Consider the following 13,047-nt stretch of genomic DNA (forward strand, 5'->3'; position numbering starts at 1 on the left):
TTCGATGAAATTCATCGGTATCGCACTGGGCGCCGCGCTGTCGGTGATGGCGACCGCTGCCTCGGCTGACGTGGTCAGGCATCCGATTCCCAACTCGACCTTCCCTATCGCGCAGGCGGTGACGGTTACCGGCAACACCACGACGGTCTATGTCAGCGGCCAGGTGCCGCCGGTCGCCAACAAGGATGCCGATCCGTCGAGCCCGCAGGCCTATGGCGACACCAAGACCCAGACCGTCGGCGTGTTCAACCGCATCAAGGCCATTCTGGAAGGCCAGGGGCTTGGCATGGGCGACGTCGTCAAGATGCAGGTGTTCCTGGTGCACAGCACGGCTGCGCCGATGGACTTCAAGGCCTTCATGGAGGGCTACACCCAGTTCTTCGGCGGCAGCCAGCCGAACCTGCCGGCGCGCTCGGTGGTCGGCGTCGCCGCGCTCGCCAATCCCGGCTTCCTGGTCGAGATCGAGGTGATTGCGGCCAAGGACACCAAATAAGGACTCCAAATAGCCGGCGCGAAAGCGCGGAGCATGCGCGCGGAAATTGAAGGGCTCGCCGTCTTGCCAAAGCGCGTGCCGCCTGTCTGAATTCATCTCCAATCAGGTGGTGGAATTCCGGGAGAGCACGATGTCGCACAACGCCCGAAACATGGTTCGATCGCTGCAACTCGCGGCAGCGTTCGTTCCGGTCCTGCTCGCGTCCGGCGCGAGCGCGCAGGGACTGACCGAGCAGCAGCAATTTGCTCGCGGCATCTACCAGGAGCTGGTCGAGATCAACACGACCACCGCGACCGGCGATACGCAGAAGGCGGCGGAGGCGATGGGCGCGCGGCTCCGCGCGGCGGGCTTCCCCGAGGGCGACGTGCATGTGTTCTCGCCGGCACCGCACAAGGGCAATCTGGTGGCGCGGCTGCGCGGCTCCGGCGCGCGCAAGCCGATCCTGCTGGTCGCCCATATCGACGTCGTGCCCGCCAACCGCGAGGATTGGTCGGTCGATCCGTTCAAGCTCACCGAGCAGGACGGCTATTTCTACGGCCGCGGCTCGGGCGACGACAAATACATGGCGTCGGCCTTCATCACCAATCTGATCCGCTACAAGAAGGAGGGCTACAAGCCCGATCGTGACATCATCGTCGCGCTCGAGACCGACGAGGAGATCCTCGATTCCAACGGTCTCGGCATGCAGTGGCTGATCAAGAACCACCGCGACCTGATCGACGCCGAGTTCGCGCTCAACGAAGGCGGCGGCGTCGGCCTGAAGAACGGCAAGGCGATCCGCAACAGCGTGCAGACCAGCGAGAAGGTCTCGATCGGCTACCTGCTCACCGTGAAGGATCGCGGTGGCCATAGCTCGCTGCCGCGCAAGGACAATGCGATCTATCGGCTCGCCGAGGGCCTGGTGCGGCTCTCCAAATACGACTTCCCGATGAATCTCAACGAGACCACGCGGATCTATTTCACCAAGACCGCCGAGGTCGACAAGTCGCATGCCGACGATATCAAGGCCATTTTGGCGCCGCAGCCCGATCCGGCGGCGCTGGCGCGATTGTCGGAGAATCCCGGCTACAATGCGCAGCTCCGCACCACCTGCGTCGCGACCATGCTGGAGGGCGGCCACGCCATCAATGCGCTGCCACAGCTGGCAACCGCCAAGGTGAACTGCCGGATCCTGCCCGGCGAGCCGGTCGAAGGCGTTCAGGCGACGATCGAGCGCGTGCTCGCCGACAAGCAGATCGAGGTGACCCCGACCGGCAAAGCCGTGTTGAGCCCGCCGTCACCCTTGAACGAAGAGATCATGGGATCGGTCGAGAAGCTGTCGAAGGAGTTCTGGCCGAATGCCGAAATCGTTCCCGTGATGAGCACCGGTGCCACCGACGGCAGCTATCTGCGCAATGCCGGAATTCCGACCTACGGCCATTCCGGGCTGGGATCCGATGTCGATGACAACCGGGCTCACGGCAAGGACGAGCGCGTGCTCGTCAAATCGTTCTACGAGGGCGAGGAGTATCTCTATCGCCTGGTCAAGATGCTCGCCGGCGGGAAATGATGGCTGACAGCAAGACAAAGACACGTGTTGCGGTCGCAGGCCTCGGCGCGATCGGCACCGACGTCGTCAAGGCGCTCGATCAGGGCATCGAGGGCCTGACGCTGGTTGCGGTGTCAGCGAACAGTCCGGACAAGCACCGCGGCTGGGTCGAAGGGCTCAAGTCTGCGCCGAAGCTGCTGCCGATCGATGAGCTGGCTGAGGTCGCCGACATCGTGGTCGAGTGCGCGCCGAGCAAGCTGGTGCGCTCGATCGTGGCGCCGGTGGTCGCGCGCGGCAAGACCGCGATCGTGCTCAGCGTCGGTGCGCTGTTGCAGAATGAGGACCTGGTCGACCTCGCGAAGGCGCATGGCGGCCAGATCATCGTGCCGACCGGCGCGCTGATCGGGCTCGATGCCGTCACCGCGGCCGCGGTCGGGACCATCCATTCGGCGAAGCTGGTGACGCGGAAGCCGGTCGCGGGCCTCATCGGCGCGCCGCATCTGGTCGAGAACAACATCCGGATCGAGGGCATCACCGAGCCGCTGCGGATCTTCGAGGGCAGCGCGCGCGACGCGGCAAAGGGCTTTCCGGCCAATCTCAACGTCGCGGTGGCGCTGTCGCTCGCTGGCATCGGCCCCGATCGCACAAGGGTCGAGATCTGGGCTGATCCGACGGTGACGCGCAACACCCATCGGATCGAGGTCGATTCCGATTCCGCGCGGTTCTCGATGATGATCGAGAACATCCCCTCGGAGAATCCGAAGACCGGCCGCATCACCGCGCTATCGGTGGTCGCCTGCCTGCGCAAGCTGCGCGCGTCGTTGCGGATCGGGACGTGATGAAGATCGGGCCCGACGATCTCTTCCTGATCATCGACGTGCAGAACGATTTCTGCCCCGGCGGCGCGCTGGCGGTCGCCGACGGCGACGCCGTGGTGCCGGTGGTCAACCGGCTCGCGGCGCGCTTCGACCATGTCGTGCTGACCCAGGACTGGCATCCGGCCGGCCACAGCTCGTTTGCGACCTCGCATCCGGGCGCCGCGCCGTTCTCCTCGATCACCATGGCCTATGGGCCGCAGACGTTGTGGCCGGATCATTGCATCCAGGGCACCGCGGGCGCCGCGTTTCATCCCGAGCTCGCAACCGAGCGGGCCGAGCTCGTGATCCGCAAGGGGTTCCGGGCCGCGATCGATTCCTATTCGGCGTTCTTCGAGAACGACCTGATAACGCCGACCGGGCTCGCCGGCTATCTGCGCGAGCGCGGCCTCAGGCGCGTCGTGATGGCCGGGCTCGCCACTGATTTTTGCGTGCAGTATTCGGCGCTCGATGCGCGGCGGCTCGGCTTCGAGACCGCGGTCGTGCTGCCGGGCTGCCGCGCCATCGATCTCGGCGGTTCGCTTGCTGCCGCCACCGCGGCGATGCGCGAGGCCGGCGTGGCGCTCGTTGAGGAGATTCCCTGAGCGTGGCCGGGCCGGGGCAAAAACCATTGTTTTGACTGGCCTTTTGTTCTAATCCCCAGCCGTTGATGATCACGCGCAGCGGAGCTTTCGTGTCGGGACAGGTTTTGCGGATAGGGACGCGCAAGAGCGCGATGGCGCTCGCGCAGACGGACGAGGTCGCGCGGCTGCTGCGCGCCTCGGCGGGCGACCTTGCCGTCGAGATCGTCAAGTTCGAGACCCGCGGCGACCAGGACCAGACCAGCAAGCTGTTGCGTCACGGCGGCAAGGGCGGCGCCTTCGTCGCCGAGATCCGGGAAGCCATGCGTGCCGGCACGCTGCAGGCGGCGATGCATTCGCTGAAGGACGTGCCGGGCAACGAGGAGACGCCGGGTCTCGTCCTCGCCGCGATGCTGGCGCGCGATGCGGCCAATGACAGCTTGGTGTTGCGGCCGGGCCTGACGCTGGATGCGTTTCGCGCCTCGCGCGGCAAGGGCTTCATGATCGGCACCAATGCCGTGCGCCGTGCCGCCTATCTGCGGAGGCTGTTTCCGGAGGCGACGGTCATTCATTTCCGCGGTGCCGCCGACACGCGAATTGCAAAACTCGATCGCGGCGCCAAGCAGCGGCTGCCCGATGGCGGCGAGGTGGGGCCGGCGGATGCACTGGTGATGGCGCGCTCCGGCCTCGAGCGCATCGGCATGACCGCGCGCATCGCGCATGATTTCTCCGTCGACGAGATGCTGCCGGCGGTCGGCCAGGGCATCGTCGCGGTCGAATGCGTCGCGACCGACTGGGCGACGCGTGCGCGGCTTGCCGGGATCGACGATGCGCCGTCGCGGCTTGCAGCTGAGGCCGAGCGCGAGGTGCTGTGGGTGCTCAACGGCCATTGCAATTCGCCGATCGCCGGCCACGCCACGCTCGCTGGAAACGAGATGACGCTGCGCGCCTCGGTGCTCGACGAGGCCGGTGCCGGCTTCATCGAGGTGACGCGGCGCGGACCGGCGGACCGGCCGCGCGAGCTCGGCCGCGCCGTCGGGATGGAGCTGCTCGCGAAGGGCGCCGCCGAGATCATCGCCCGCACCCGGGTGGACGAGTAGCGTCCGCCGTTACGCTCGCAACGGCCAGCTGCGGATGATGCGGAAGCGAGAAGCTGGATCCGCTTGCCTGAACAGCGCGATGCGGTCGATCGCCAGCCGCGCAAGCTCGATCGCCGCGAACCGCTCGCGCAGCCGCGCCACGATCGGGCCGCGCCGCTCGTCGCTCAGCCGTCCGGTCAGCGTCATGTGGAAGCGGAATTCCTCCATGACATAAGGATAGCCCCAGCGATCGAGATAGTCGCGCTGCCGCTCCGTGAGCCGTTCGGGCTTGCGCCGCGCGCGATCTTGCGGCGTCAGCGGCGCACGGAATGCGTCGAACTCGGTGACGCAATCGGCGGCAAGCCGTTGCAGATCATCCGAGCGGCGCGCCGGGATCACGGCAATGAAGCCGCTGATGGCATCGACAACAGGTTCGATCACCGGAATGCGCCGCGCGCGGCCGGCGAACGCAGCGCAGGCGTCGAGCAGCTCGGACTCGTTCCTGCCATAGGCAAGCGCAGTGGGTGCCTTCAGCGTGGCGTGAAAACCGTATTTGCGCGGGTCCTCCGTCACCTCGCGCCAGTCGGGCGCGACGCCATCGGAAAACGGCAGGTCGTCGCCCGACACGGCATCGTAGCCGAGCAGTGTCGAACCGAAGCGGTGCAGGGCGCTGTCGGGTGACGGCGCATAATAGATCGCGTAGCGCGGAGTGTTGGCCATGGCGGCAGAACAGGTCCTGACTATGCTGCCGCAACCGTTTTGCGCGGTGCGAGCGAATGAACGAGGCAGCTCGCGTCCGCCAGATGCGCCAGCCGTCCGGCTGATATCACGGCGACGATGCGCGGCCGCAGCGGCACCTTGTCGTCGACGACGATGATGTCGGCGCGGCGGCCGGCGGCGATCACGCCGCGATCGGCAAGCCCTGCCGCGCGTGCCGGTGCCGACGAGATCAGGTCCCAGGCCTTCGCAAGCGGCAGGATGCCGTCGGCGGCGAGGCGGAACGCGGCGAGCAGTTGCGCCGGATAATAGTAGTCCGACGCCAGCACCGAGCAGAGGCCCTGTGCGATCATGTCGGATGCCTTGGTCCAGCCGGTGTGGCTGCCGCCGCGCACCACGTTCGGCGCGCCGAACACGATGAAGTCGCCGGCGGCGGCGGCGTCGCGCGCGGTCTCCTCATTGACCGGGAATTCAGCGATCGTGGCGCCGAGCGCGCGAAACTCCTGGCGCATCGCCGGGCTGTTGTCGTCATGCGAGAGCATCCGAATGTTCGCCGCGCGCGCAGCGGCCGCCAGTCGCGCGATCGAGGCGGGTACCTCGGGACGGCGCGCCACGATCCGATCGAGCATGTCGTTGACGGCTTCGATGGAGAGCCCGGTGCGTTCGGCGAGCTGGTTGCGCTTCTTCGGCTTGACGTTGCTGTGGTCGTTGAAGGCGAACAGATCGATGCGGCCTTCGCTGAGCCATTGAATGATCTCGGCCTCGGCCTCGAGATTGTGGGTCTCGTGACGCAGGTGGAAGCGTGTATCGGCGGCGAGCTGCGGCCGCAGCGCCTCGATCGCGTCGAGCAGCTTGCGTGCATTCTCCGCACTGCGCAGGCCAGGCTCCCAGGACCAGGTCGTGCCATGGAACACGGTGGTGATGCCGTTGGCGATCGCCTGCCGGTCGCTGTCGATCAGCGCCACGTCGGTCGGGAAGTCGACGCCGGGGCGCGGCATCATCTGCCGCTCGAACGCATCGCCGTGCAGATCGATGATGCCGGGCAGCACCAAGAGGCCGCCGGCATTGATGTGGAGCGCGGCGCGGCCCTGTTCGGCGTCGAGTGCGCCGATGTCGCGGCCGGTAGTGCGCAGCGAGGTCTCGACCAACGCACCGTCAACCAGCGTGCGTCCGCCTTCAATGAAAATGTCCGTCACCTTACGGCGCTCCATTGCTTGCTCTGTGATTGGGATACGGCCTCGGCCTCATACTTGTCGAGGAATTCCTCGACCACGAGTTTGCGGAAGTCGGGCAGGACACGACGAAGTGTTTCGTGATCCCAGTCCCACCACGCGAGCGCTGTCAGGCGATCCGCTGCTGTCTCGGAGAAGCGCCGCTTCACCGGCCGCGCCGGATTACCGGCAACGATGGTGTAGGCGGGCACATCCTTGGTCACGATCGCGCCTGCAGCGACGACAGCGCCGGTTCCGACGTTCCGGCCCGGCAGCAGGATCGCGCCATGACCGATCCAGACGTCATGGCCGATATGCACGTGATGCGCACGTCGCCAGTTGAAGAAATCGGTGTCGTCGCTCTCACCGGGAAAATAGGCGCTGGCGCGGTAGGTGAAATGTGCCTGCGTCGCGCGATGCATCGGGTGGTTGCCGGGATTGATGCGGGTCATCGCCGCGATCGAGCAGAACTTGCCGATCGAGGTGTAGGTGATCTGGCTGTCGTTCACGACGTAGGAATAGTCGTCCATGCTGACTTCAAGCAGGATGGTGCGCGCGCCGACCTCGGTATATTTGCCGAGCTTGCTCTCGCGCACCGACGCAGTCGGGTCGATCGTCGGCACAACCGAGAGTGTTTTTCCGGCCATCAGGGCCTCCGCAAATCTTGTAAATCTTTGGCTTCCGGGGAGATGCGGGCTCGTCATCAGGATGCTTGATGACAACATCATGACGTTGCGATGACGTCAAACGAACGGCAGGGAAGGGGTGTGGACGATCGCCGCACTGCAACGCCACGTCACATAACTGTCAAGCACCGGGGATAGCGATGGCCCAACGCGACGCGGTTGGAGCATTGCATGCTGGTGGTGGAAGGTTTGACGTGCCGGTTCGGCACAAAAGCCGCAGTCGATAACGCATCCTTTTCGATCGCGCCGGGCAGCTTTGTCGGCGTGATCGGCCGCTCCGGTGCCGGCAAGTCGACGCTGCTGCGGATGATCAACCGTCTCGCCGATCCGACCTCCGGCCGTATCCTGTTCGAAGGCACTGACGTGACCGCGCTGCGCGGCAAGGCGCTGCGGCAGTGGCGGGCGCGCTCGGCGATGATCTTCCAGCAATTCAATCTCGTCGGCCGCCTCGATGTGCTGACCAACGTTCTGATGGGCCGGCTCGCCCAGATCCCGTCCTGGCGTTCGCTGGCGCAGGTCTGGCCGGAGCAGGACAGGGCGCTCGCGCTGTCCGCGCTCGAGCAGTTCGACATCGCCCAGCTCGCGGCGCAGCGCGCCGATCAGCTCTCCGGCGGCCAGCAGCAGCGGGTCGCGATTGCCCGCGCGCTGGTGCAGGAACCCGACATCATTCTTGCCGACGAGCCGATCGCCTCGCTCGATCCGCGCAACACCAAGATCGTGATGGACGCGCTGCTGCGCATCAACAAGCATTTCGGCATCACGGTGCTCTGCAACCTGCACTCCCTCGACCTGGCGCGAAGCTATTGCGACCGCCTGATCGGCATGGCGGCGGGGCGCGTGGTGTTCGACGGCGCCCCCGCGGCGCTCACCGACCATATTGCCCGCGAGCTCTACGACCTCGAGGCCAATGACGTCATGGGCGCGGCCCCGATGCCCGCGCCCGACGGCGCAACTGCTCCGGCGCTCGGCACCGCTGCCGCGGCCTGAGCGGCGCATTTTCGAAAAACAGGGCAACCGGGCATTTCGCCCGGCCAACAGGCGTAACTACCAAAGAGGGGTAACATGATCACTCGTCGCATCATTCTGGCCGGCGCCGCCGCGCTGGCGTTTGCAGGATCGGCTTCGGCCGAGGACTGGAAGACCAAGTATCCGGAGATCACCTTCGCGGTGATTCCCGCCGAGAACGGCTCCGGCGTTACCGAGCGCTACGGTCCGCTCACCGAGTATCTGTCGAAGGAACTCGGCATCAAGGTGACCCTGCGCGTCGCCAACGACTACGCGGCCGTCATCGAGGGCCAGCGCGCCGGCAACATCCACATCGGTTACTACGGCCCGGCGTCGTTCGCCCGCGCTCGCCTCACCGGCGTCAAGACCGACGCGTTCGTGATCGACGTCAATGCCGACGGTTCGAAGGGCTATTATTCGGTGTTCTACGTGCTCGCCAAGAGCCCGTACCAGAAGGTCGAAGACCTCAAGGGCAAGAATATCGGCCTGGTCGATCCCAACTCGACCTCCGGCAACAACATGCCGCGTTTCAAGCTGAACCAGATGGGGATCGATCCGGAGACCTACTTCTCCAAGGTCGTCTTCACCGGCAGCCACGAGAACGCCGTGCTGGCGCTGGCGCAGGGCACCGTCGACGTCGCCGCCAATTGGTGGAATGCCGACGACGATTCCAACCTGACCCGCATGCTCGCCAAGAACATGGTGAAGTCGAGCGACGGCACGCCGCTGAAGAAGGAGGACTTCCGTATCATCGTGAAGTCCGACCTGATCATCAACTCGCCCTACGCCTATCTCGAGAGCCTTCCCGACGACATGAAGGCGAAGATCAAGCAGGCCTTCCTCGACATGCCGACGAAGGATCCGGAAGCCTTCAAGAAGCTGTCCGACGGCAAGAACCGTCCATGGCAGCCGGTCACCAACGCCGACTACGACAAGACCATCGAGCTGATCAAGTTCGTCGACGCTCTGCGCAAGAAGGGCTCCTGATCGCGCGTCGCCGCTGAATTGGGCCGGGTTTCGACAACCCGGCCCTTTTCGTTCCTCCCTCGAGCAGACTGGCCCGCATCGATGGCGACCGCCATTTCCATCCTTCCAGCGCAGCAATTGGCGACGCTGAACGATGCCTATCGCAAGGCGGTCGCGCGCAAGCGGCTCAAGGCGACGGTGGCGGCCGCGGTGTTCTGCGCGGCGCTGTTTATCGCGGCGCTCGGCGCCGATGTGAACCTGCACACGTTCTTCACCTATTTCGGCAACTTCGTCAGCTATTTCGACCGCATCCTGACGCTGGATTCCGGTGCCCGGGTCTGGACCGATCCGGTGGAATGGTTCTGGGGCCTGAAGAAATGGTTGCGGCTGCTCGGTGAGACCCTCCTGATCAGCTATGTCGGCACCTTGACCGGTGCCGTGTTTGCCTTTGCGCTGAATTTCTTCGCGGCCCAGAACACCTCGCCGGGACCATGGGTGCGCTTTACCGTCCGTCGCCTGCTCGAATTCGCCCGCACGGTGCCGGGTATCGTGTTCGCGCTGATCTTCGTGATCGCGTTCGGCCTCGGGCCGATGGCCGGCGTGCTGGCGATTGCGATCCACACCACCGGGGCGCTCGGCAAGCTGTTCGCCGAGATCGTCGAGAATGCCGACATGAAGCCGGTCGAGGGCATCCGCTCCACCGGCGCGAGCTGGCTGTCCTGCATGCGCTTTGCCATCCTGCCGCAGGTCTCGGCGGGCTACGCCAGCTATGCGCTGCTGCGCTTCGAGATCAACGTCCGCGAGGCGTCGGTGATGGGCTTCGTCGGCGCCGGCGGCATCGGCCAGGAGCTCGTGGTCGCGATCCGCAAGTTCTATTATTCCGACGTCAGCGCGATCCTCGTCACCATCATCGTCACCGTCTTCATCATCGACATCTCGACCGGCTGGCTGCGCGGCCGGCTGTTCGGCAAGGAGACCCGGCGATGAGCCAGCTGCCGAAGCCGGACACCGCGGACTTGCGTGCGAAATACCCCGGCGTGTTCGAACGCCCCGCGTCGGCGCGGCTGGCGATGCCGGCCACGATCGTGGCGGCGATCGCGATCTTTGCATACGGCCTGGTCGATCTCGACTTCTCGCCGTCCAGGCTGATCTCGGGAATGAGCCAGCTCGGCTGGATCACCATGATGATGATCCCGCCCAATCCCGGCGCGTCGTTCCCGCTCTACATGCAGGCGCTCGGCGAGACGCTGTCGATCGCGCTGCTCGGCACCACGCTTGCGGCGGTGCTGGCGCTGCCGGTCAGCCTCTTGGCGGCGCGCAACATCATCCCCTCGAACCTGATCCGCTTTCCGGTGCGCCGCTTCCTGGATTCGATCCGCGGCGTCGATACGCTGATCTGGGCGCTGGTCTGGATCAACGTCGTCGGTCTCGGCCCATTCGCCGGCGTGCTGGCGATCATGGTCTCCGACTTCGGCGCGTTCGGAAAGCTGTTCTCGGAGGCGATCGAGGCGGCCGATCGCAAGCAGGTCGAGGGCATCCGCGCCTCCGGCGGCAATGCGTTGCATGAAATCCGCTTCGGGCTGCTGCCGCAGGTGCTGCCTGTGATCGCCGGCCAGGTGCTCTACTTCATCGAGTCGAACACCCGTTCGGCCACCATCATCGGCATCGTCGGCGCCGGCGGCATTGGGCTCCAGCTCGCCGAGCAGATCCGCGTGCTGGAATGGCAGAAGGTGTCGTTCCTGATCCTGATGATCCTGATCGCGGTCGCCGCGATCGATTTCATCTCGAGCAAGCTGCGCTTTGCCATCATCGGCCAAAGGGCGGTGGTGTAGGAGGTCACCTCGGCCCGCGCTTGCGGGGAGAGGTCGGATTGCGCTCGGCGACGCGAAGCATCGTCCGGTGCAATCCGGGTGAGGGGTTTGTCCCCGTACTCACATCTGTCGGATTCGCGGAGGCAGCCCCTCACCCCAACCCTCTCCCCGCAAGAGCGGGGCGAGGGAGCAGAGAGATCAGCTATTCTCGACCAGAAACTCCACGCGTTCGGCGGCGAAGCGCGAGCGCTTGGTCACTAGCGGCCGGTCCAGCATATCGACGTCGGTCGCGTCGACCACCAGCACCGGCCGGCCCAGCGGCAGGTCGAGCCGCGCGGCGTCGGTCGCATCGGCGATCGCCGCGGTGATCCGGGTCGAGGCGCGGTGGTAATCCTTCACGCCGTAATGCCCGAGCAGCTTCGTCATCGAGCGAACGTCGGCGAACACGCTGCCGGCATCGGGAAACCGCTCGGCCGACAGCCAGGTGGTGGACACGCAGATCGGCGTCCGGTCCGCGAGCCGCACCGCTTCGATCCGGATCAGCGGCGCGCCGATCTTCAAACCCAGCTCGCGCGCGATCTCGCGGTTGGCGACGTCGTTGCCTGCATCGATCAGCTGGCCGCGCGGCTCGTGGCCCCCGGCGCCGACGATCTCCGAGAATCGCGTGCGTGAACGCAGCGGATAGGCAAGGCGCTGGGCTTCGACATAGGTGCCGCTGCCGCGCTCGGCGCGCACCAGGCCGCGCTCCGCCAATGCGGCGAGCGCCCGCCGCACTGTGTGGCGGTTGACCCGGTAAGTCTCGGCGATCTCCATCTCGCCGGGCAGCTTTTCGCCCGCAGCAAAGCGGCCGTCGGCGATGCCGCGCTCGATGCCGTCAGCGACCTGCCGCCACAAGGCGACGCCGGAACTTTCCTGCATGCTCATGGTGCGGTGATACCAGAAATCTTCGGTTTGTCACGAAACAGTCATGGCGCTCGGCTATCAAGTTGTCTAGTATCATAGACAACTTGATGCAAGCAAGGTTGCCCATGAATTCAACCACGAATTCGACCGGACCAGACAGCAAACAAGCCCAGCGCAAGGCCGCGATGACGGTGCTGGCGCACTCCGCCGTGGCCGACATCGCAGGCCGGCTGGCGGCGATCGCGGTGCCCAGCCACGAGAACCTGCGCGAGCCGGAGAACGGCCTCGTGATGATGCGCGGGCGGATCGGCGGTGACGGTGCGCCGTTCAACCTCGGCGAGGCGACGGTATCGCGCGCGGCGGTGCGGCTTGCGACCGGCGAGGTCGGCTTCGGCTACACGCTCGGCCGCGATGCGCACAAGGCGCAGATGATCGCGCTGTGCGACGCCATGGTGCAATCGGCGGAGCTGTCCGGCGAGGTCGAGGCCAAGGTGATCGCGCCGCTGCGTGTCGCGATGAATGCCGAACGCGCCCGCAAGGCTGCCGAGACCGCGGCTACCCGGGTTGATTTCTACACGATGGTGCGCGGTGAGGGATGATGCAATGACGACGATTGCCGAAATGCCCGCAGGCTTTGCCGACAAGGTGCTGTCGGCGCAATCCACATTCCGCTCCGTGATGGATGCGATGGCGCGCCCGGGCAGCGTGCAGCGCGTCGCCGCGAGCGCCGGAACGCCGGCTGGCATGATGCGCGGCGCGGCCGCGATCGCGCTGACGCTGTTCGATCACGACACGCCGATCTGGCTCGATGCCGCGATGTCGGCAACGCCGGATGTCGCCCGCTGGCTGAAGTTTCACGCCAGCGCGCCGGTGGTTACGGATTCCGCGATCGCAAGCTTCGCGCTGATCGGCGATGCCGCAAACCTGCCGGCGCTGGAGCGTTTCGCGTTCGGCAGCAGCGAATATCCTGACCGGTCGACCACGCTGGTCCTGCAGGTCGACAGCCTGACGCAGGGGCCGGCCTTCGAGCTGAAGGGACCCGGCATCGACGGCAGCGCGCTGCTGCAGGCGATGATCAAGCCGCGCGACCTGTTCCAGCGGCTGGCGATCAACGAAGCGCTGTTCCCGCGCGGCATCGACGTCGTGCTGGTCCATGACGACAAGATTGTCGCGATCCCGCGCACCACGCGGCTGATCGCAAGCGGAGTGTGAG

At 65.8% G+C, this 13,047-nt stretch carries 15 protein-coding genes; 11 read left to right on the forward strand and 4 right to left on the reverse strand.

Going from position 1 to position 13,047, the window contains the following annotated elements:
* Positions 1 to 4: 4 nt before the first annotated feature.
* The 5 genes from JQ573_RS04460 to hemC all read left to right on the forward strand — a co-directional run bounded on the left by JQ573_RS04460 (position 5) and on the right by hemC (position 4,556).
* Positions 5 to 493, forward strand: coding sequence for a Rid family hydrolase (locus tag JQ573_RS04460; RefSeq protein WP_249131212.1), 489 nt, complete (start codon positions 5 to 7; stop codon positions 491 to 493).
* A 130-nt stretch (positions 494 to 623) separates the two neighbouring features.
* A complete protein-coding gene (locus JQ573_RS04465) occupies positions 624 to 2,042 on the forward strand; it encodes a M20/M25/M40 family metallo-hydrolase (protein WP_212311536.1) in 1,419 nt (472 codons plus the stop codon).
* Complete coding sequence (locus JQ573_RS04470) at positions 2,042 to 2,860, forward strand: aspartate dehydrogenase (protein WP_212311535.1); 819 nt, start codon at positions 2,042 to 2,044, stop codon at positions 2,858 to 2,860. The genes JQ573_RS04465 and JQ573_RS04470 overlap by 1 nt, the downstream gene beginning before the upstream one ends.
* Positions 2,860 to 3,480, forward strand: a complete 621-nt coding sequence (gene pncA, locus JQ573_RS04475; RefSeq protein ID WP_212311534.1) for a bifunctional nicotinamidase/pyrazinamidase — start codon at positions 2,860 to 2,862, stop codon at positions 3,478 to 3,480. The genes JQ573_RS04470 and pncA overlap by 1 nt, the downstream gene beginning before the upstream one ends.
* 65 nt (positions 3,481 to 3,545) lie before the next feature.
* A complete protein-coding gene (gene hemC, locus JQ573_RS04480; protein WP_212311533.1) occupies positions 3,546 to 4,556 on the forward strand; it encodes a hydroxymethylbilane synthase in 1,011 nt (336 codons plus the stop codon).
* 9 nt (positions 4,557 to 4,565) lie between these two features.
* Here the strand turns inward: hemC and JQ573_RS04485 are convergent, their stop codons facing one another.
* Genes JQ573_RS04485 through JQ573_RS04495 form a run of 3 tightly spaced genes read right to left on the reverse strand, consistent with a single transcriptional unit; the run spans position 4,566 to position 7,110 of the window.
* On the reverse strand, positions 4,566 to 5,255 hold the full coding sequence (locus JQ573_RS04485; protein ID WP_212311532.1) for a DUF1045 domain-containing protein: 690 nt from the start codon (positions 5,253 to 5,255) through the stop codon (positions 4,566 to 4,568).
* A 20-nt stretch (positions 5,256 to 5,275) separates the two neighbouring features.
* Positions 5,276 to 6,448, reverse strand: coding sequence for an alpha-D-ribose 1-methylphosphonate 5-triphosphate diphosphatase (locus JQ573_RS04490; protein ID WP_312011355.1), 1,173 nt, complete (start codon positions 6,446 to 6,448; stop codon positions 5,276 to 5,278).
* Positions 6,445 to 7,110, reverse strand: coding sequence for a chloramphenicol acetyltransferase (locus JQ573_RS04495; RefSeq protein ID WP_212311530.1), 666 nt, complete (start codon positions 7,108 to 7,110; stop codon positions 6,445 to 6,447). The genes JQ573_RS04490 and JQ573_RS04495 overlap by 4 nt, the downstream gene beginning before the upstream one ends.
* A gap of 210 nt (positions 7,111 to 7,320) precedes the next feature.
* On the opposite strand from JQ573_RS04495, the gene phnC reads away from it, so the two are divergent.
* The 4 genes from phnC (at position 7,321) to phnE (JQ573_RS04515) (ending at position 10,952) form a co-directional block, all read left to right on the forward strand.
* Complete coding sequence (phnC, locus tag JQ573_RS04500) at positions 7,321 to 8,136, forward strand: phosphonate ABC transporter ATP-binding protein (protein WP_212311529.1); 816 nt, start codon at positions 7,321 to 7,323, stop codon at positions 8,134 to 8,136.
* 75 nt (positions 8,137 to 8,211) lie between these two features.
* Positions 8,212 to 9,141: a phosphonate ABC transporter substrate-binding protein gene (phnD, locus tag JQ573_RS04505; protein ID WP_092124685.1), complete on the forward strand. Its 930-nt coding sequence runs from the start codon at positions 8,212 to 8,214 to the stop codon at positions 9,139 to 9,141.
* 81 nt (positions 9,142 to 9,222) lie between these two features.
* Complete coding sequence (gene phnE / locus JQ573_RS04510; RefSeq protein ID WP_173641362.1) at positions 9,223 to 10,107, forward strand: phosphonate ABC transporter, permease protein PhnE; 885 nt, start codon at positions 9,223 to 9,225, stop codon at positions 10,105 to 10,107.
* The gene (gene phnE, locus JQ573_RS04515; RefSeq protein WP_212311528.1) at positions 10,104 to 10,952 is read left to right on the forward strand and encodes a phosphonate ABC transporter, permease protein PhnE; all 849 of its coding nucleotides are present in this window, start codon (positions 10,104 to 10,106) and stop codon (positions 10,950 to 10,952) included. Before phnE (JQ573_RS04510) ends, phnE (JQ573_RS04515) begins: the two co-directional genes overlap by 4 nt.
* A 177-nt stretch (positions 10,953 to 11,129) precedes the next feature.
* On the opposite strand, the gene phnF is transcribed toward phnE (JQ573_RS04515), so the two are convergent.
* Complete coding sequence (gene phnF / locus JQ573_RS04520) at positions 11,130 to 11,855, reverse strand: phosphonate metabolism transcriptional regulator PhnF (protein WP_212311527.1); 726 nt, start codon at positions 11,853 to 11,855, stop codon at positions 11,130 to 11,132.
* A gap of 104 nt (positions 11,856 to 11,959) precedes the next feature.
* On the opposite strand from phnF, the gene phnG reads away from it, so the two are divergent.
* Positions 11,960 to 12,433, forward strand: coding sequence for a phosphonate C-P lyase system protein PhnG (phnG, locus tag JQ573_RS04525; RefSeq protein ID WP_212311526.1), 474 nt, complete (start codon positions 11,960 to 11,962; stop codon positions 12,431 to 12,433).
* 4 nt (positions 12,434 to 12,437) lie between these two features.
* Positions 12,438 to 13,046, forward strand: a complete 609-nt coding sequence (gene phnH, locus JQ573_RS04530) for a phosphonate C-P lyase system protein PhnH (RefSeq protein WP_212311525.1) — start codon at positions 12,438 to 12,440, stop codon at positions 13,044 to 13,046.
* Position 13,047: the final 1 nt, after the last annotated feature.

This window comes from Bradyrhizobium sp. AUGA SZCCT0105 (assembly GCF_018129565.1).
In the GTDB taxonomy this organism is placed as follows: domain Bacteria; phylum Pseudomonadota; class Alphaproteobacteria; order Rhizobiales; family Xanthobacteraceae; genus Bradyrhizobium.